Below are 18,219 nucleotides of genomic sequence, written 5' to 3' on the forward strand. Positions count from 1 at the left end.
AGAAGTTTTTGAATTACATGGAACCGAGTGGAGTCCGGTGGCGTCTCACCGGGTGAGCGGCAAAAGCCGCGCAAAGGCAGTTTCGACAAACGACCGCGTCGCTCGCGGGCGACGCGTCGGGGGTGAGTGCCATGTTGACGATCGTTGTACTCGGTGGGTTCGGCCTGGTGCTGGTGGTCGCGGCCTTCATCGTGACCGAAGTTCTGGCCGGTCTTCGGCCGTCCCAGATCCCCACCGGCACGGAAGAGAAGACCGCGGGACGAGTGATCCGGGTGCGTGGCCCGGTCCGCGGCCAACTGCAGAGCGGTGCCCCGGCGATCTACACCGAGGTCATCGTCGAGTACTACACCCGCCGGGGTGAGGGGCCGTACGAGGTCGCTCGCAAGTTCCCGGTCGGGAGCCGTATTACTTACGCCAAGGGTGACCGGGTGATCGTCGCGTACGACGTCCGGACCCCACGCCGGGCTCGTCTGGCCGGCCGAGTCAGCCACTGGCCGGCGCTGGGCCTGCCGTCCGCGGCCTGACGGTTCACCTGCTTGAGCCTCCTCTCCGGCTCAAGCAGGAAGATGCGGGGCGAGCAGGTTGTAGAGCACCGGCCGGCCCTGATCCAGAACGTATTCCGCCTCGTCCGCGGGCAGCCGGTCCGCGAGGTGCGCGAGCGCCTCGCCCATCGTGATGCTGAGCGTCACGGCCAGGCGGAAGTCCCGCGAGTCCCGCGCGCCGAAGCGCGCCGCCAGCAGCTCCGCGAACTCGCCGGCGTGCTGGTCGTCGAACTCGCCCGGCTTCGCCTCCAGCTCCGGATCGCCGAGCCCGCTCAGCACGACCGCCTTGAAGCCCGGGTCGGTCCGGTGCATCTCCCGGAACGTGTCCAGCGTGACGTCGACCGCCGCGCGCCAGCTCGTCACGTCGGCCAGCCGCTCGCGGACCGCGTCGGTGTAGCGCGCCTGGTTCCGCCGCTCGATCGCCTGGATCAGGCTGCGCTTGTCCGGGAAGTACCGGTACACGCTGCCGACCGCGATCTCGGCCCGCTTCGCGATCCCGCTCGTCGACGCCGCGTCGTACCCGCGCTCGACCACCTCGGCACAGGCCGCGTCCAGGATCCGCTCGACCTGCCGGCTCGCCCGGTCCTGGGTCGGCGTCCGGCGCAGCGGATAGGCCCCCGAAGTCACCATTCACTCATTGTCCACGCTCCGGGGGACAACGTTGCCACCTCTTTGTGACAGATTGCCGACAGTTGGTCATGAGGAGGGGAACTTCGTATGCGTATCAACAAATCCGCCGTCGTCGGCCTCGCATCCGTCGCGCTGGCCGCCTCCGGGGTCGCCGGTACGGCGCTCACCCGGGACAACACCGCGTCCGCGGAGAACGGCTCGGGCCTGCGGTTCAACCAGGTCCAGATGATCGGGTCGCACAACTCGTACCACCGCGAGCTCAGCCCGGCCGAGCAGAAGGTCCAGCAGGCCCAGAACCCCGGCTCGGTCGACCTCTGGTACTCGCACGCGCCGATCACGCAGCAGCTCGAGGACCAGAACGTCCGCACGCTCGAGCTCGACCTGCTCCCGGACCCGGACGGCGGCCTGTACACGTACCCGCTGATCCGGAAGCTGACCGGGCAGGGTCCACTCACCGATCCGGCGATGGCTCGCCCCGGGATCAAGGTCATGCACATCCCGGACTTCGACTACAACGGCACCTGCGACACCTTGGTCCTGTGCCTGCAGCAGGTGAAGTCCTGGTCCGACCAGAACCCGAACCACGTGCCGATCACGATCAGTCTCGAGCTGAAGCAGTCCGACCCGAAGGTGGTCGCGGCCGGCGGTGTGCAGTCGCCGCCGTGGAACGCGGCCAACCTGGAGAGCATCGACCGGGAGATTCGCTCAGTGTTCTCGGAGAAGGAGCTGCTGTCGCCGGACGACGTCCGCAAGCCGGGCCTGACGCTGGAGCAGTCGGTCCTGACGAAGGGCTGGCCGAAGCTGGACGAGGCCCGCGGCCAGGTGCTGTTCTACTTCGACAACGGCGGCCCGGGCGCGATTCGCGACCTCTACCGGACCGGTCACCAGAACCTCGAGGGCCGGGCGGTCTTCACCCGTGGCCCCGAGGGTGAGTCGGATGCGGCGATCACGCAGGTGAACGACCCGCGGGGCGCGAACCAGGCAGAGATCCAGCGGCTGGTGGCGAAGGGGTACCTGATCCGGACCCGGTCGGACGAGCCGATGGCGACGATCCGCGACAAGGACTACAGCCGGCTCGGGATCGCCCTCGCCAGCGGTGCGCAGGTGGTGACGACGGACTGGCCGGTCGCCGGCATGGCCGCGCGGTACGACAGCGACTTCGTCGCGAAGCTGCCCGGGCACACCGCTGTACGATGCAACCCTGTGACAGCACCAAAGTGGTGCCATGGAGATGTCGTCGGAAGGTGATCTGAAGATGTCGGAGCACGTGGTTGACGTGAGCTGGAGCCGTGGTGAGCACGAGTTCACCTATGACACCTACGACCGCGACCACGAGTGGCGCTTCGACGGCGGGATCACGGTGCCGGGCTCGGCGAACCCGAAGTACCTGGGCAACCCGGGCCCGGTCGACCCGGAGGAGGCGTTCGTGGCGGCGCTGTCGTCCTGTCACATGCTGACGTTCCTGGCGATCGCGGCCCGGAAGCGGCTGGTGGTCGACGCGTACGACGACCACGCGGTCGGCGTGATGGCGAAGAACGCGGCCGGCCGGCTGGCGATCACCGAGGTGACGTTGAACCCGAAGATCGTCTGGAACGGCGCCGAACCGGACGCCGAGACGATCGAGCGGATCCACCACCTCGCGCATCAGGAATGCTTCATCGCGAACTCGGTGACCACCGAGATCACTGTTGCTCCGAGCAACTAGAGACAAGTAAAAACCACCCGTCGACCGGCCTGAACCTCGCGCAAACGGTGTCAGGACGGTCGGCGGGTGGTGAGGTGCACCTCTGTGGCGGTGCACCGGTAACGGATCCGGGGGCGCCTCGCACTGGGGCGCCTCTGCGTTTGATGTGCGACTTCCGTGCGGTCTGGCTCGGTGGGCCAGACCGTCCGGGTGCGCCGCCCGGGTCCGCTCGTCCGGCTCGCGCCTTACTGCTCGGCGGCGGCGTCGGTCCGGTCGTCTGTGGTCTGGGTGTCGACGGCCAACAGGTCCTCGAGCTGGCGGACCTGCTCGGTGGCCATCGTGGTCATCAGTCGGTGGATCGTCATGCCAGTGAGACGCCGGAGTCCCGAAGGTATGACGGGAATCCGCGATGTGACCTGAGTCACTGGGGTGGTGCTACTTCTCGTCGAGCCCGTCCAGACGGAGGGGAACGAGCTTGCGGGCGTCGTCGTACGACGTCCCGGTCAGTTCGAGCAGATCGATGATCGTGGAGCGGAGCTGACCGAGGACGACGACCGCGGACAGTCCGACCGGCAGCGGCATCTCCGCCGTACGACGGCCCAGCTCGCCCAGCACGCGGTGCGCGGCGACGTCGGCGGCCGGTTCGAACAGGGACTCGCCGATCAGGCGGGTGCCGTCGGCGAGGCGTTCGAGCAGCATCGGGTACTCGTCGGGCATCCGCTCGTCGCGCCACACCGACACTGCGCACCGGCGTACCAGGACCCGGGTGTTCCGGATCGCCCGGTCCAGCGGTACGACGAGATCCGCGATTTCCTGGACCCGCCCGCGATGCCGGCGGCGGAACGGGGACAGCCGGACGACCGCGACCCCTTCCTCAGCGGCGCTGCGCAGGTCGTCGAGCCGGGACTCGCTCGCGCGGGCGCGGCGGAGCGCGTCGGTGACGGCCTCCTCGTCGCGTTCCCGCAGGCCGTCGGCGGTCTCGACCAGGATCTCGGCCAGCTCGTTCAGGACGCCGGACGCCTGTTGTCGAGGACGCCTGATCGCCGCGGCCGGCGCGATGGTGGCGGCCGCCAGCGCGACCAGTCCGCCGAGCGCCGCGTCCTGCCAGCGGCTGAAGCCGGCGCCGGGGTTGGGCAGGAGCGTGGTGACGATCGCGGCCTGGACGCCGGCCTGGGTGGTCATCAGGTTCCCGGCGCCGAGCAGTACGGCGACGCTCATCGCGAGTGCGATCACGAAGATCAGCTGGACGATGCCGGTTCCGAAAGCCTTGACGAACAGATCGCCGACGCCGACCCCGACCGCGACGCCGACCATCACCTCGGCGACCCGGCGGAGGCGCTGGCCGAAGCTGAAGCCGAGACAGACCATCGCGGCGACCGGCGCGAAGAACGGCTGCTTGTGGCCGATGACGTAGTGCGCGACGGCCCAGGCGACGCCGGCGGCGAGCGCGCACTGGGCGATGAAGAAGGCCCGGCTGCGCCAGCGTTCGATCCGCCGGCGGATCGAGGCACGAGACCGCCGCGCGGCCTGCGGCGCGATGTCGTCGCGCAGCTCCCGCAACTGGTCCAACGTCAGCCTGACCGGATCCACGGGCCCCATTCTGCGGGATAGGTGCGCCAGCTTGATTCATTGGTGCTCTGCGGTTCACTGTTGCCTCATGACGGAGAACAACCGCGAGGACTACGGCAGCTACAGCGTCGACGACGAGGATCAGCTGCAGCCGGGGGACACCCTCAACGACCGTGGCGTGGCCGACCTGCTCGACGAGGGGTACTCGCCGCCGGAGAAGTGGTCCGCGGGCGAAGGCTTCGGTACGACGGCCGACGAGGCGCTCCAGGGCGAGACGCTGGACCAGCGGATCGCGCAGGAGGTCCCGGACGTCGACCCGTACGCCGAGGACGGTGAGGACGTCGGGGGTCCGCAGGTCGGCACCGAACGCTCCGGTCGCCTGGTCGCCTCCGACGAAGGCGCACGCAGCGACGACGACAGCGAGCTGTACGCCGAGGACGTCGGCATCGACGGCGCCGCCGCCGGCGCGGAGGAAGCCGCCGTACACGTGGTGGACGACGAGGAGAACTTCGAACTCGAGGACGACGACGAAGAGGACCTGGAAAGCTACCGCGACGTCGACCTGGGAGACGTCGGCGACCTGGAGGACTGACCTACCTGCGGGTGACCTGGACCTCCGCGCCGTGGCGGGGGACCAGGGTGACGTTTTTGGCCTGGGCGGGTTCGGGTTTGGGGTGGGGGGCCTGGAAGTTGTAGGCGCCGAGGGCGGCGCGGAGGATCTCGGTGCCTTCCATCAGGGAGAAGCCGGCGCCGATGCACCGCCGGGCCCCGCCGCCGAACGGCATCCAGGTGCCGGGCGCGGGCGGGTCGTCGTCCAGGAAGCGTTGCGGGCGGAACTCCCGGGGCTGCGGGAAGTGTTCCGCGTCCCGGTGGACCAGGCCGATCGCGGCCATGATCGTCGTACCGCGGGGAAGCCGGTAGCCGGCGACGTCGGTGGTCTCGGTGAGGCGCCGGCCGACCTGGTACACGACCGGGTGCAGCCGCAGCGCTTCCTTCACGATCGCTTCGAGTTCGTCGTCGGAGCCCGCGTCGGCGGCGCGTTGGCCGAACTCCAGATCCGCCGGCCGGCGCGCCAGTTCGTGGAACGCCCACGCCAGCGCGGTCGCCGTCGTCTCGTGCCCGGCCAGCAGCAGCGTCACCAGCTGATCCCGCAGCTCGACGTCCGACCAGTTGCCTGCAGCAAGCAACCGTGAGAGTACGTCGTTGCGCCCGGCGTACGTCTCGCGCCGGGCGGCGATCTCGTCGTACAGGATGGCGTCGACCTGCTTCTGCGTGTCCAGGTACGTCTTCCACGGCCGCACCCGGAGCAGCGGCGGGTAGAACCCACCGAGCATGATCACCGGCGACACCGACACGATCTTGTCCATCAACGGGCGCAAGGTGTTCAGCCGGTCGACGTCGGTGACGCCGAAGATCACCTGCAGGATGATCTCCAGCGTCAGGTTCCGCATCCGCTGGTGCACCTTGAACGGCTTGCCGACCGGCCATTTCGCGACCTCGGCCTGAGCGAGTTCGAGCACCATCCCGGCGTACCCGCGCAGGGCCGCACCCGAGAACGCGGGCATCAGCTGCTTCCGCATCCGCACGTGGTCCTCGTCGTCGAGCAGCAGCAACGAGTGCGAACCCATGATCGGCTCCAGCACCGTGTTCCCCTCGCCGGCGTGCATCACCGACGGCGGGCTGCCGAACACCTCGCGGATGTGGTCGGGGCGGCTCAGGACGACGCACACGCGGCTCGACGGCACCAGGCGGATCGTGAAGACGTCGCCGTACTTCTCCCGCATCCGCGGGAAGAACGTCCTCCGGTGACTCGCGAACAGCACGGTCTGCGCGAGGGTCGGCAGCTTCGGTCCGGGCGGCAGGGTACGGGCCGTCTGCCGGTCGAGCGTCCGGGAACCGAGCAAAGGTGTCGGAGCCATACCGTTCACGCTACGTCAGCCGGGTGAACTGCTGCCGATCACTGGGCATCGAACGCGACAAGCGCTGCGACGATCCGCGGCAGCTGGTCGTCGCGGACCGGATCGAGCCCGGTCAGGCGGCCGACCTGGCGCAGGCGGTAGTCCACGGTGTTCGCGTGGACGTGCAGGTCGGCCGCGGTCTGGCGCCGGTTGCGCGCGTTCCCGAGGTAGCACCGTAGCGTCGCCATCAGCTCCGCCCGCCCTGCCACAGGTTCGAGCATCCCCGCCAACCTCTCCCGTGCCGGCCCCGGCCGACTCAGCTGATACTCCAGCAACAGATCGTCCAACTCGTACACCCCCGCCGGCCGCCGGTGCGTACGTACGACGTCCAAGAGCTCCCGCACCAACGCCACCCCAGCCGGAACGTCCCTCGGCGCAGCCGTCGTACTCGCCAGCGTCACCTCCACCCCAGCCACCTGACTCAACCGCGCCCGCAACCACCCGAGCGCGAGCCGCCCGACCCCGCCACCGCCCTGTACTGCGTCCAGCCTCTGGTTGGTGGGAGGGGAGAGCAGGGCGATGCCTCCGTCGGGTGCCAGGGCGGACATGCTGCCGGGGATGCGATCCAACTCGACACGGAGGCGGCGGAGCTTGCGGCGGGCAACGATCTGCGCGTCGACACCGGGCCGGCTCTCGTCCGGATGCGGCCCGATCGCCAGCCCGAGTACGACGTACTCCGTCGGCAACCGCACCCCGGCCCGCGCCGCCGACTCGTCGACCGGACGGCCGTCGACGAGCGCCGCGAACACCGACTGCCTCGTGGCCTGATCCTCGCCGGCGATCGACTGCCGCTCCTCGAAGTAGCTGGCTGACACCACGGCCGTCACGCGCTGGAGGAAGTCCAGGATCAGCCGGTTGAGCGCGATCGCGTCCTGCAGTTCCTCCGGCCGGAACGTCGCCGCGACATGATCCGCGCAGACCTTCCCGCCCAGGTGGTACGCCGCCAGCAACGCCTCCAGCGGAACCCCCTCCTCGGCCCGTCGGGTGGCCGACTCCCGGAGCGGATCGAGTGCCTCACCGGTCGGTACGACGCCGGTTCGGAACGTATCGCTGAACGCGCGCAGCGTCCGCTCGGTGATCCGCCGGATGTCGCCCTGCAGTTCTTCGTCAGGCAGTTGCGCGTACAGCGGGATGTCCGCGACCAGCCGCCGCAGTACGTCGTCCACCAGCGGACCGAGGTCGGCGCGCAGGATCTCGTGCACGGGGACGCCGCCGGACCGCAGCTGCTCCTTGTGATCCGTCACAACGATTACCCCTCGAAGTCTGGGCGTTGCCCTAGCGACCGGCAGGCGCTTTGGGGTCGAACATTACTACCCGAAGGTAGTGACCGGTCGGCGGCGAAGGGTGATGGTGATGAGACGAGGCGTTCTGTTCGCGGTAGGTGCGCTGGTAGCGGGACTGGTGAGCAGTCCCGGGGTGGCCCAGGCGGACGAGGCGTTGGAGTACGTCGCGCTCGGGGACTCGTCGGCTGCGGGGCCGCTGATCCCGCCGCAGATCGACGTACCGTGCTTGCGGTCCGCGCTGAACTACCCGCACGTCGCGGCGGAGGAGCTCGGTGCGCGGCTGACCGATGTCACCTGTTCCGGGGCGGTGATCCCGGACTTCAGCGGGAAACAGTTCGGCATCAAGCCTCCGCAGTACGACGCTCTGAAACCGACGACCGACCTGGTGACGGTCGCCATCGGCGGGAACGACACCGGGCTCGTCTCCGCGGCGCTGAGTTGTATCAACCTGCTGCCGCCACCCGCCGGCGCCTCGTGCAAGGAGCGGTTCACTGCGGGCGGTACCGACCAACTCGCCGCCCGGATCGCCGCGACGGCCGCACCGTTCGGGCAGGCGCTCGACCGGATCCGGCAGCTCGCGCCGAACGCGCGCATCCTGGTGACCGGGTACGGCACCTACATCCGCCCGAACGGCTGCTACCCGCAGATCCCGGTCTGGCCGGTCGACGCCAACTACCTGCAGGCCACGATCGATCGCCTGAACACCATGCTCGCGGAACAGTCGGCCGCGCACGGAGCGCAGTACGTCGACCTCCGCACCCCGAGCATCGGCCACGACGCCTGCGCCCCCATCACGTCCCGCTGGCTCGAAGGCCTCATCCCCACCTCAGCCGCCGCCCCCCTCCACCCCAGCGCCCGCGGCATGGCCGCCTTCGGCCAACTGGTCGCCGCCGCAGCCCACTAAGCCCGGGGCAAAGGTGAAGGCCCGCCCAAGGGGGGATTGGGCGGGCCTTCGGGAGGGGTAGGTCAGGAGCGCCTGAAGCGGAGGGTGAGGATCTGGAAGGGGCGGAGTTCGAAGGTGACTCCGTTGTCCTGCAGGTCCCGGTCCGCCAGGTGGCGCTCGAGCAGGTCGACCTCGGTCACCGACGCCGCCGCGAAGGACGGCGTGACGGTGGCGCGAGACCGGCCGCCGCTGGACTCGTACAGCCGGACGACCACGTCGCCGGACTCGTCGTCGGCCAGCTTGAGCGCCTCGACGATCACGTTGTCGTTGTCAACGGCAACGATCGGCTCGACGCCCGCGGCGCCGCTGACGACGCGCTCCGGCAGGTTGATCCGGTAGCCCTCCTCGATCGCCTCCGGGATCCCGGCGCCGACCACCAGCGCGTGGTTCACGGTGTGCACGCCCTGGTCGGTCAGCGGGTCGGGGAACCGCGGCGCCCGGATCAGCGAGGTGCGGATGGTGGTCGTCGTACCGCCGTCCTCCCGCGCGGTCCGGTTGATGTCGTGGCCGTACGTCGAGTCGTTGACCACGGCAACGCCGTACCCCGGCTCGCCGACGTGCACCCAGCGGTGCGCCGCGATCTCGAACTTCGCCGCGTCCCACGAGGTGTTCTGGTGGGTCGGCCGGAAGATGTGCCCGAACTGCGTCTCGGACGCCGACCGGTCCGCGTGCACGTCGACCGGGTACGCCGCCTTGAGGAACTTCTCCGCCTCGTGCCAGTCCATCTCGGTCTCGATGTCGACCCGCTTCGTCCCCGGGCGGACCCGCAGCGTCTGGGTCACCGTGGACCGGTTGAAGGACCGCTTCACCACGACGGTCGCGACACCGTCGACAACCGAGAAGTCCACGTTGTCGACCTCGGTGACGTCCCGGACGTTGTTCTTGTAGAACGAGTCGACGTCCCACGCGTCCCAGTGGTTCGGGGTGTCCACGTGCAGCTGCAGAAGGTTGCCCACGGTACCTGGCGCGATGACCTCGCGCTGCGCGTCGACGTCGTACAGCGAGGTGATCAGGCCGCGCTCGTCGACGGTGACCCGGATCAGCCCGTTGTCCAGTACGCCGTTGTCGACCGTGACGGCCTGGCCTTCGACGGCCGCGACACCCGCACCCAGCCCGGCGACACCGTTGCGCGTGTGCGGCGCCGCGTTGAAGACGATCTGCGCGTCACCGGAGCCGGCCAGCGCCTGCTGTGCCTTGGCGATGATCGCGTTCAGCTCCTCGGCGACCCGGGCGTACGTCGCCTCCGCCTCGCGGTGCACCCACGAGATCGAGGAGCCCGGCAGGATGTCGTGGAACTGGTGCAGCAGCGCGACCTTCCACAGCCGGTCGAGGTCCTCGTACGGGTACGCGTCGAGCTTGCCCGCGACGACGGCCGCCGCGCTCCACAGCTCGGCCTCGCGGAGCAGGTGCTCGCTCCGCCGGTTGCCCTGCTTGGTCTTCGCCTGCGAGGTGTACGTCGCCCGGTGGATCTCCAGGTAGAGCTCACCCGACCACACCGGCGCGTGCTCGCGGTACTCGTCCTCGGCGGCGGCGAAGAACTCCGTCGGTGACTCGATCGTCACGCGAGGCGAGGCCTCCAGGTTCGCCACCCGGCGGGCGGTCGCGACGAACTCACGGGTGGGGCCGCCACCGCCGTCGCCGTACCCGAACGGAACCAGCGACCGGGTCGCGGCGCCGTTCTCCTGGAAATTCCGCTGCGCGTGCGCGAGCTCGCGACCGGACAGGTCGGAGTTGTACGTGTCGATCGGCGGGAAGTGAGTGAACACCCGGGTCCCGTCGAGGCCCTCCCACCAGAAGGTGTGGTGCGGGAACTTGTTCTCCTTGTTCCAGGAGATCTTCTGGGTCAGGAACCACTTCGAACCGGACAGCTTCACCAGCTGCGGCAGGGCCGCGGTGTAGCCGAACGAGTCCGGCAGCCAGACCTCCTGGGTGTCGATGCCGTACTCGTCCAGGAAGAACCGCTTGCCGTGCACGAACTGCCGCGCCAGCGCCTCGCTGCCGGGCAGGTTGGTGTCGGACTCGACCCACATGCCGCCGACCGGAACGATGGTGCCCTCGGCGACGGCCTTCTTCAGCCGCTCCCAGACCTCCGGGTAGTTGTCCTTCACCCAGGCGTGCTGCTGGGCCTGCGAGAACGCGAAGACCAGCTCCGGGTACTCCTCGGCCAGGGTGGCAACGTTGGACACGGTCCGGGCCACCTTGCGGCGGGTCTCCCGGAGCGGCCAGAGCCAGGCGGAGTCGATGTGCGCGTGCCCGACCGCGGACAGCTGGTGCGCGCTCGCGTGCGCCGGCCGGCTCAGTACCTCGGTGAGCTGGGCGCGGGCGTCCGCGGCGGTGCCGGCCACGTTCTCGTAGTCGAGCGCGTCCAGCGAACGGCTGAGCGCCCGCAGGATCTCCTTGCGGCGCGGGTCCTGCAGCGACAGCTCGCGCTGCAGGCTGTCGAGCGCCTCGAGGTCCAGGATCAGGTCCCACACCTCGGCGTTGAACACGGCCAGGTCGGCGCGGGTCAGCTGGTAGATCGGCGTCTCACCGAGCTTGGCGCCGATGTCGACCTTCGCGTAGGCGTTGTCGAGCGGGATCTCCGGGTTCGCGGCGCCCTCGACGTAGAACTCGATCCGGTCGCCGGGCGATGCCGCCGTACCGTCCGGGCCGAGGATCGACAGCGGCGCGTAGGTCTGCCGCGGGTGCAGACCCTTCAGCGGCCGGCCGGAGGTCGTGTGCACCAGGCCCTCCGCGGAGAAGCCGGGGCCGCCGCTGAAGCCGAGGTCGATGACCGCCTCGATCTCGCTGCCGGCCCACTCGGCCGGCACCTGGCCGCTGAACTTGAACCACGCGGTGCCCCAGGCGGGACCCCACGGCAGGCCGATCTCGGCCTTCTCGTAGGTCTGCGCCAGCGCCTCGGCGGGTGACACGGGCTCACCAGGTGCGTGCCACACCTCGATGTCCAGCGGGACCGCCGCGCCGTAGATCGCGGGGCGGAGCCGCTCCCGCAGGGCGCGCTGCAGCCGCTCCTCGATGAGTTGACGGTCGTCGTGCACGAAATCAGCCTCCGGGAAAGGATCCTCACGCGGCCGAGCAGGCCGCGGATGACAACGCTGTCACACCGACCCCGGCCGCGTCCAGACTGAGTTTGTCTCTCGCTGTGTGGAATCTGTGGGGAATGTCTGTGCGTAGCGGTTGGGTTGCGGGGCGCCGACACGGCTACCCCCGAGGCCTCATTGTTGTCTAGGTTGTCTGCATGGAACGCCCCCGCCTGCTGCCCCCTGCCCGGCCGACTGGGACGAGACCGTCCGGGATGACGCGGCGCAGCGTGCTCGGACTCGGTGCCGCCGCCGCGTCCGGACTGCTGCTGCCCGGCTGCTCGCGCGGCCGCGCGGACGAGCCGGCGCCGTCGGCGGCCGGGGTGTTCTCGACCGGGAACCTGAACGGCGTCTACAACAAGTTCGGTACGGCGCTCAGCGCACTGGTCAGCGAAGTCACCGGCATGGAGCTGAAGCCGGTCGTCAGCGACGGTTCGGTGGACAACCTGTACAAGGTCGCCGGCCGCAAGGCCGACCTCGGATTCTGTACGTCGGACTCCGCGCTCGCGGCGTACGAAGGCACCGGCGAGTTCAGCAGCGCCTCGCTGCGGTTCTTTGCGCTCGCCCGCGTGTACGACAACTACGTCCACGTCGTCGTACCGATGGCGTCGAAGGCGTCGAAGCTCGACGACCTGTTCCCGAGCAAGGACGACCCGAACCGGAAGATGGTCGTCGGCGTCGGCCCGAAGGACTCCGGGACCGAGATCGTCGCGAACATGATCCTGAACAAGGCCAAGGCCGACCTGATCCAGAAGAACCCGGACCTGGACCCGGCCAAGGTCGACGTGATCCGGAAGAACCTGTCGCTCGAACAGATGGCCGCCGCGGTGCAACCCCGCGGCACCGCCACCAAGGGTTCGATCGACGCGTTCATCTGGAGCGGTGGTGTCCCGACCGATCCGATTGCCGCCCTGCAGAAGTCCATCGGGTTCCGGCTGCTCGACATCGGCGGGGTCGCGCAGGCGATCGCGCTGAAGGAGTTCGGCGGCTTCCTGGTGTCCGCGATCCCGCCGTCGCAATACGGGCTGGCCAGCTCGGTGCCGACGCTGGCGGTCCCCAACCTCCTGATCGCGAAGCCGAACCTGTCCGACTCCTGGGCGTGGTGGACGGTGAACACCCTGTTCCGCCGGCAGAACGACCTGATCCCCAAGCACCCCGAAGCCGGCGCGCTCGACCCCCGCTCGGCGATCGCCACCATGCCGGTCCCGCTGCATCCGGCGGCCGAACGCTGGTACCGCCAGAATCACATCTGAGAACGCTTAGACGTCGTAGTCGTCGATCAGGGGAACCCGGACCTCGATCACGAGGCCGCCGCCGATCGGCGGCCGGGCGACCACGCGGCCGCCGACCCGGGCGGCCTCGGAGCGCACGATCGCCAGGCCGAGACCGGTCCCCGGCATCTCCCGGTGGTGCGCGCTGCGCCAGAACCGCTCGCCGACCTTCTTCAGGTCCCGGGAACCGAGTCCGAGACCGTGGTCGCGCACCGACATCACCACTTCGGTGCCGTCCCGGGTGACCGAGACCTCCACCGGCGGCGCGCCGTACTTGGACGCGTTGTCGAGCAGTACGTCGAGGATGTCGTCGACCTCGAGCTCCGGCGCGACCCCGCCCGGGACCATCTCGCCGATGATCAGCTCCAGGTCGTCTGCGGAGTACACGGCCTTCCAGCCGACCAGCCGCTCCTTCACCGCCTGGGCCAGGTCCAGCGGCTCTTCGTTGCCCTCGGCATCGGCCGACGGACGGTCGGAGCCGGCCAACCGGGACAGCCGCTGGACGATCCGGCCGAGCCGGTCGATGTCGCTGAGCGCGAACCGCGCGGTCGGCGACAGCCGGGACAGGCCCTCGATGTGGATCCGGGCCGAGGTCAGCGGCGTCCGCAGCTGGTGCGACGCGTCGGCGACGAACTCGCGCTCACGCTGCCGGGCCTGGTGCAGGCTCAGCGCCATCGAGTTGAAGCTGTCGCCCAGCCGGCGGAGCTCCGGTGCCCGACCGTCGGTCGAGACTCTGGTGTCGAGCGCGCCGCGGGTGATCTGGTGAGTGGCGTTGTCGAGGTCCTGCAGCGGCCGCAGCACCCAGCGGGTGATCGGCCGGACGATACCGATGATGATCGCGCCGATGCTGATCAGCAGGCCGCCGAGGAGCAGCAGCAGGCCGCGCTGCACCTGGTCACGGGCATTGTCCGTCGGCACCCGCAGTACGGCGGCGCCGAGCACGCTGCCGTTGTTGACGACCGGGCGGGACACGATCATCTCGCCGGAGGCCCACGGCCACAGCGCCGGCGGCTCGGGTGGGAGACGGCCGGCCAGCGTGCTGTGCAGGGCGGTCGCGATGTCCTCTTCCTTCACGTCCACACCGGACACCGACGTGGCGACGACGCGGGAGTCGACGTCGACGACGAAGACCGGGGTGTTGTAGAGCTCCTGGTACCGGACCGCGAGCTCACGCAGGTTCGCGATGTCGCCGGTCTGCAGCGGCGACTCGGCCATCGCGGCGAACCAGTCCGCGTCGTTGCTGCGGGACAGGAAGAGCGTGCGCGAGTTGCTCGTGGCGATGAAGTTCGCCAGCGGGATCACAGCGACGATCGCCAGCGCGACGACCATCGGGACGAGGGACTGCAGTAATCGACGGCGCAACGGTCAGTCCGAACCCAGGCGGTAGCCGACGCCGCGGATGGTCTGCACCAGTTCGGGCCGGCCGAGCTTGGCGCGCAGGCTGGCGACGTGCACGTCCATGGTGCGCGACGACGCCTCGAAGACCGACTGCCAGGCGTACAGCGCGACCTGTTCCCGGGGAACCACCCGGCCGTGGTGAGCGGCCAGCACTGCGAGCACGTCGAACTCCTTGCGGGTCAGACTGATGGGCTTGTCCGCCACCTGAACCGTCCGGGCCTCGATGTCCACGGTCAGGTCGCCGACGGTCACCCGGGGGCGGGGCTGCAAGAGGCCGGTACGACGAAGTACAGCATCGATGCGGGCCAGCAGCTCGGAAATCGCGAACGGTTTCACCACGTAGTCGTCGGCGCCGCTGCGCAGTCCCCGCACCCGGTCGGCCGCCTCGCCGCGCGCGGTCACCGCGATCACCGGCACATCGGACACCGTCCGGATCTGCCGGCACACGTTGATGCCGTCCCCGTCCGGCAACCCGAGGTCCAGCAGGACCAGGTCGCCGGGGTCCGCTGCCAGGGCGTCCGCGGCCGTGCGGACGTGCGTGACCATCAGGCCATAACGCCGCAAGGCGGGTATCAGGGCATTGGCGATATCGAGATCGTCCTCGACCAGCAGAATCCGGACCGCGCCACTCATGCGGTGATCGTAGGCCAGGTCACGGGTAGATGTGTCAGATCTTGGTAAAGACGTAATCACACGACTCCACGCAGTGTTCGGCAACATTAGCCTTCCGGACACAGGAGGGAACCGGTCGATGACTGTCGGTGCTGGCGGGGGTGGCGTAACCGTGCCCTCTGAAGAAGAACTGGCCGAGTACGAGCAGGAACGGCCCGCTCGGCGGCTTCAGCCTGCCCTGGATCGGGTGGTTTCGGTCTGGTGCGCAATCATCAGCGTCGGTGTGCTTGCACAGGTGTTCTTCCCATTACCACAGGGCACGCAGTTCTACTTGGTGATCTTTCTCGCAGCGGTTCTGCCGATCACGTTGCTGTGTTACCGCGGTTTTCGGGTGCCTGCGTTCATGAATCCGTTCAAGGCGCAGGCGCGGTCACACGACGACCCGGGCGTGGCGGACTGGATCCTCGCCCTCGTCGCGCTGGCGGTGTGCGTCTACCCGCTCTTCGACTTCGACGGGTACCTGGAGCGCCGACAGGCTCCTTCTGCGCTGGACGTAGCGGTAGGGGCTGTACTGCTGATCCTGTTGCTCGAAGCGTGCCGTCGTACGACCGGCTGGGTGCTTCCGGTGTTCTGCCTGGTGTTCATCGCTTACTCGTACTACGGCGGGTTCCTGCCCCAGACCTGGTTGCTCGCGCACAAGGGCTTCAACTTCGACGCGATCATCGCGCAGTTCACGATGGGTACGGCGGGGTTCTACGGGACGCCGTTGACGGTCGCGGCGTCGTACATCGTGCTCTTCACCATCTACGGCGCGGTGCTCGACTACTCGGGTGCGGGCAAGTTCTTCATCGACCTGTCGTTCGCCGCCTTCAAACGCAGCCGGACGGCGCCCGGCCGCACGGTCACGCTGGCGGGCTTCCTGCTCGGCAGCGTGTCGGGTTCGGGTACGGCGACCGCGGTGTCGCTCGGCACCGTGTCGTGGCCGATCCTGCGCCGGGCCGGGTACCCGGCCGAACCGGCAGGCGGAATGCTCGCCGCGTCAGGGATCGGCGCGATCCTGTCGCCGCCCACCCTCGGCGCGGCCGCGTTCATCATCGCGGAGTTCCTGCAGGTCTCGTACCTGAAAGTCCTCGGGTTCGCCGTGATCCCGACGCTGCTGTACTACCTGGGCATCCTGCTCGCGATCGAGATCGACGCCCGCAAGCACGGGACGACGTCGGCTGTCGTGTCCGAGGACTCCGCGTGGCGGTTGCTGCTGCGGTTCGGGTACCACTTCCTGTCGTTGTTCGTGATCATCGGTTTCATGGCGGTCGACGTACCGCCGTTCAAGGCCGTGGTCTACGCGGTGATCATCCAGTTCGGGTTGTCGTTCCTCGACCGTGAGCACCGGCTGACCGGGAAGCCGTTGTTCAAGGCGCTTGCCCAGGGCACCCGTTCGGTGCTGCCGGTGGCGGCGACCTGCGCGACCGCGGGCGTGATCGTCGCGGTCACCACGCAGACCGGTCTCGGCCTGAACCTCGCGGAGATCATCGTCGACGCGGCGCGCGGGCTGACCGACAACCACACGGTCGTGCTGATCCTGACCGTGGTGCTGTCCGGGTTCGCCGTCCTGATCCTCGGGCTGGCGGTGCCGGTGACCGCGTCGTTCATCATCGCGGCGGTGATCATCGCGCCGGCCCTGATCAACCTCGGCGTGACCCGGCCCGAGGCGTACATGTTCATCTTCTACTACGCCGTCCTGTCGGAGGTGTCGCCGCCGACCGCGCTGGCCGCGGTGGCGACCTCCGCGATCACCGGCGGCAAGGTGATGCCGACGATGTGGCAGGCGTGGAAGTACACGCTGCCGGCGTTCCTGGTGCCGTTCGCGTTCGTACTCACCGACAACGGCGCGCACCTGCTCGGTCAGGGATCGTTCGTCGGCATGGTGTGGACCACGGTGGTGTCGATGCTGGCCGTGGCCGCGCTCGCCGTGGTCACCGGCGGCTGGGTGTTCGTCCGGGCGACCTGGCTCGAGCGGGCGGTCTGCGTACCGGCCGCCGCCCTGCTGCTCTATCTCGCTCCCGTAACCATCACCGCCGGAATCTGTTTGCTACTTGTTGCCGTCGTCATCAATCTGGTCCGGCGGCAACGCCTGGCCTCTTCCGCGGAAGGAACCGTATGAGACTCCGTCGCCTCCCCACCGCCGCGGTGGCGCTCGTTGCCCTCGTCTCGCTCGCTGCCTGTGGCGGCCAGCGGGAACCGTCCAGCTCCGGATCGGAATCCGGCGGTCGGCTGACGATTGCCACCGGCAACACGACGGGGGTGTACTACCAGCTCGGTGGTGCGCTGGCCTCGGTCATCTCGGAGAAGATGTCCGGCTACCGGGCAACGGCCAGTGAGACCGGCGCCTCGGTGCAGAACATCCAGGGCCTGGTCGGCGGGAACTACGACATCGCCTTCTCGCTCGGTGACTCGGCGGCGGACGCCGTGAACGGCGTGAACAGCTTCAAGACCAAGCAGGACGTGGTCGCGCTCACCCGGTTGTACAACAACTACACGCAGGTCGCCGTACGGACGTCAGCCAACATCAACTCGATCGCGGACCTGAAGGGCAAGCGGGTCTCCACCGGTTCGCCGAACTCCGGCACCGAGGTGATCGCGCGCCGGCTGATCGAGGCAGCAGGGCTCGACCCGGCCAGCGACGTGACCGCCCAGCGGCTCGGGCTGCCGGAGTCGGTGGACGCGATGAAGTCCGGGTCGATCGACGCTCTGGTCTGGTCCGGCGGGCTGCCGACCGGCGGCATCACCGACCTGTTCACCAGCCTGGGCAAGGGTGTCAAGCTCTTGCCGATCGCGGACCTGCTGCCGAAGATGCAGGAGAAGTACGGCTCGGTCTACTCGCAGGCGCCGATCCCGGCGGCGACGTACAAGCAGCCGGCCGACGTGGCGACGATCATCGTGCCGAACGTGCTGCTGGTCCGCAAAGACATGAAGGACGAGCTCGCGGAGCAGCTCACGAAGGTTGTCTACGACAACATGGATGCGCTGGTCGCGGTGAACGCGGCCGCCAAGGGCATCAAGCTGGAGAACGCCGAGAAGACCGACCCGGTGCCCCTGCACCCCGGCGCGAAGAAGGCGATCGACGGTCTGAAATAGCACGGGTCTGGGTACCGGTACCTGTTCGGCACCCAGGCGCACACAGACCGTCCTCCCCCGCACACCAGGCGCAGCGGGGGAGGACGCAGGGCCCCGGATCCGCACACCAGGCGC

General features: G+C 69.0%; 15 protein-coding genes. 8 read left to right on the forward strand and 7 right to left on the reverse strand.

Going from position 1 to position 18,219, the window contains the following annotated elements; genetic code table 11:
• The first annotated feature begins 131 nt into the window (after positions 1–131).
• Positions 132–524 (forward strand): DUF3592 domain-containing protein, encoded by a 393-nt coding sequence (locus tag ACLJOO_RS23045; protein ID WP_238151433.1) that lies wholly within the window; start codon positions 132–134, stop codon positions 522–524.
• A gap of 30 nt (positions 525–554) precedes the next feature.
• Here ACLJOO_RS23045 and ACLJOO_RS23050 read toward each other — a convergent pair whose 3' ends face one another.
• Entirely contained in the window at positions 555–1,172 is a 618-nt protein-coding gene (locus tag ACLJOO_RS23050) for a TetR/AcrR family transcriptional regulator (RefSeq protein WP_410789349.1), read from the reverse strand.
• A gap of 87 nt (positions 1,173–1,259) precedes the next feature.
• Here ACLJOO_RS23050 and ACLJOO_RS23055 point away from each other — a divergent pair, with 87 nt between their 5' ends.
• The gene (locus ACLJOO_RS23055) at positions 1,260–2,420 is read left to right on the forward strand and encodes a phosphatidylinositol-specific phospholipase C1-like protein (protein WP_410789350.1); all 1,161 of its coding nucleotides are present in this window, start codon (positions 1,260–1,262) and stop codon (positions 2,418–2,420) included.
• Positions 2,421–2,427: 7 nt separating this feature from the next.
• Positions 2,428–2,877: an OsmC family protein gene (locus ACLJOO_RS23060; protein ID WP_410789351.1), complete on the forward strand. Its 450-nt coding sequence runs from the start codon at positions 2,428–2,430 to the stop codon at positions 2,875–2,877.
• Between the two features lie 414 nt (positions 2,878–3,291).
• Here the strand turns inward: ACLJOO_RS23060 and ACLJOO_RS23065 are convergent, their stop codons facing one another.
• Positions 3,292–4,446, reverse strand: a complete 1,155-nt coding sequence (locus ACLJOO_RS23065) for an FUSC family protein (protein ID WP_410789352.1) — start codon at positions 4,444–4,446, stop codon at positions 3,292–3,294.
• A gap of 67 nt (positions 4,447–4,513) precedes the next feature.
• Between ACLJOO_RS23065 and ACLJOO_RS23070 the strand changes: the two genes are divergently transcribed.
• Positions 4,514–5,017: a DUF5709 domain-containing protein gene (locus ACLJOO_RS23070; protein WP_410789353.1), complete on the forward strand. Its 504-nt coding sequence runs from the start codon at positions 4,514–4,516 to the stop codon at positions 5,015–5,017.
• 1 nt (position 5,018) lies between these two features.
• On the opposite strand, the gene ACLJOO_RS23075 is transcribed toward ACLJOO_RS23070, so the two are convergent.
• Both ACLJOO_RS23075 and ACLJOO_RS23080 read right to left on the reverse strand, forming a co-directional pair.
• The gene (locus ACLJOO_RS23075; protein WP_410789354.1) at positions 5,019–6,344 is read right to left on the reverse strand and encodes a cytochrome P450; all 1,326 of its coding nucleotides are present in this window, start codon (positions 6,342–6,344) and stop codon (positions 5,019–5,021) included.
• Positions 6,345–6,382: 38 nt separating this feature from the next.
• Positions 6,383–7,627 (reverse strand): PucR family transcriptional regulator, encoded by a 1,245-nt coding sequence (locus ACLJOO_RS23080; protein WP_410789355.1) that lies wholly within the window; start codon positions 7,625–7,627, stop codon positions 6,383–6,385.
• A gap of 109 nt (positions 7,628–7,736) precedes the next feature.
• On the opposite strand from ACLJOO_RS23080, the gene ACLJOO_RS23085 reads away from it, so the two are divergent.
• Positions 7,737–8,570, forward strand: coding sequence for an SGNH/GDSL hydrolase family protein (locus tag ACLJOO_RS23085; protein ID WP_410789356.1), 834 nt, complete (start codon positions 7,737–7,739; stop codon positions 8,568–8,570).
• 62 nt (positions 8,571–8,632) lie between these two features.
• Here ACLJOO_RS23085 and ACLJOO_RS23090 read toward each other — a convergent pair whose 3' ends face one another.
• Complete coding sequence (locus ACLJOO_RS23090; RefSeq protein WP_410789357.1) at positions 8,633–11,647, reverse strand: alpha-mannosidase; 3,015 nt, start codon at positions 11,645–11,647, stop codon at positions 8,633–8,635.
• Positions 11,648–11,847: 200 nt separating this feature from the next.
• Between ACLJOO_RS23090 and ACLJOO_RS23095 the strand changes: the two genes are divergently transcribed.
• Complete coding sequence (locus ACLJOO_RS23095) at positions 11,848–12,942, forward strand: TAXI family TRAP transporter solute-binding subunit (protein WP_410789358.1); 1,095 nt, start codon at positions 11,848–11,850, stop codon at positions 12,940–12,942.
• A 6-nt stretch (positions 12,943–12,948) separates the two neighbouring features.
• Here ACLJOO_RS23095 and ACLJOO_RS23100 read toward each other — a convergent pair whose 3' ends face one another.
• Both ACLJOO_RS23100 and ACLJOO_RS23105 read right to left on the reverse strand, forming a co-directional pair.
• Complete coding sequence (locus ACLJOO_RS23100; protein WP_410789359.1) at positions 12,949–14,289, reverse strand: sensor histidine kinase; 1,341 nt, start codon at positions 14,287–14,289, stop codon at positions 12,949–12,951.
• A 36-nt stretch (positions 14,290–14,325) separates the two neighbouring features.
• Positions 14,326–14,991 carry a response regulator transcription factor gene (locus ACLJOO_RS23105; RefSeq protein ID WP_012918592.1) on the reverse strand — a complete coding sequence of 222 codons (666 nt, stop codon included), beginning with the start codon at positions 14,989–14,991 and terminating at the stop codon, positions 14,326–14,328.
• Positions 14,992–15,109: 118 nt separating this feature from the next.
• Between ACLJOO_RS23105 and ACLJOO_RS23110 the strand changes: the two genes are divergently transcribed.
• Both ACLJOO_RS23110 and ACLJOO_RS23115 read left to right on the forward strand, forming a co-directional pair.
• The gene (locus ACLJOO_RS23110; RefSeq protein WP_410789360.1) at positions 15,110–17,131 is read left to right on the forward strand and encodes a TRAP transporter permease; all 2,022 of its coding nucleotides are present in this window, start codon (positions 15,110–15,112) and stop codon (positions 17,129–17,131) included.
• A complete protein-coding gene (locus ACLJOO_RS23115; protein ID WP_410789361.1) occupies positions 17,128–18,105 on the forward strand; it encodes a TAXI family TRAP transporter solute-binding subunit in 978 nt (325 codons plus the stop codon). The genes ACLJOO_RS23110 and ACLJOO_RS23115 overlap by 4 nt, the downstream gene beginning before the upstream one ends.
• The last annotated feature ends 114 nt before the right edge of the window (positions 18,106–18,219 follow it).

It is taken from the genome of Kribbella sp. C-35 (assembly GCF_046549195.1).
In the GTDB taxonomy this organism is placed as follows: Bacteria; Actinomycetota; Actinomycetes; order Propionibacteriales; family Kribbellaceae; genus Kribbella.

Coding starts and splice junctions, on each gene's coding strand:
- ACLJOO_RS23060 (WP_410789351.1), top strand. CDS start 2,428: ATGTCGGAGCACGTGGTTGACGTGAGCTGGAGCCGTGGTGAGCACGAG.
- ACLJOO_RS23095 (WP_410789358.1), top strand. CDS start 11,848: ATGGAACGCCCCCGCCTGCTGCCCCCTGCCCGGCCGACTGGGACGAGA.
- ACLJOO_RS23085 (WP_410789356.1), top strand. CDS start 7,737: ATGAGACGAGGCGTTCTGTTCGCGGTAGGTGCGCTGGTAGCGGGACTG.
- ACLJOO_RS23105 (WP_012918592.1), bottom strand. CDS start 14,991: ATGAGTGGCGCGGTCCGGATTCTGCTGGTCGAGGACGATCTCGATATC.
- ACLJOO_RS23110 (WP_410789360.1), top strand. CDS start 15,110: ATGACTGTCGGTGCTGGCGGGGGTGGCGTAACCGTGCCCTCTGAAGAA.
- ACLJOO_RS23055 (WP_410789350.1), top strand. CDS start 1,260: ATGCGTATCAACAAATCCGCCGTCGTCGGCCTCGCATCCGTCGCGCTG.
- ACLJOO_RS23045 (WP_238151433.1), top strand. CDS start 132: ATGTTGACGATCGTTGTACTCGGTGGGTTCGGCCTGGTGCTGGTGGTC.
- ACLJOO_RS23070 (WP_410789353.1), top strand. CDS start 4,514: ATGACGGAGAACAACCGCGAGGACTACGGCAGCTACAGCGTCGACGAC.
- ACLJOO_RS23075 (WP_410789354.1), bottom strand. CDS start 6,344: ATGGCTCCGACACCTTTGCTCGGTTCCCGGACGCTCGACCGGCAGACG.
- ACLJOO_RS23115 (WP_410789361.1), top strand. CDS start 17,128: ATGAGACTCCGTCGCCTCCCCACCGCCGCGGTGGCGCTCGTTGCCCTC.
- ACLJOO_RS23100 (WP_410789359.1), bottom strand. CDS start 14,289: ATGGTCGTCGCGCTGGCGATCGTCGCTGTGATCCCGCTGGCGAACTTC.
- ACLJOO_RS23050 (WP_410789349.1), bottom strand. CDS start 1,172: ATGGTGACTTCGGGGGCCTATCCGCTGCGCCGGACGCCGACCCAGGAC.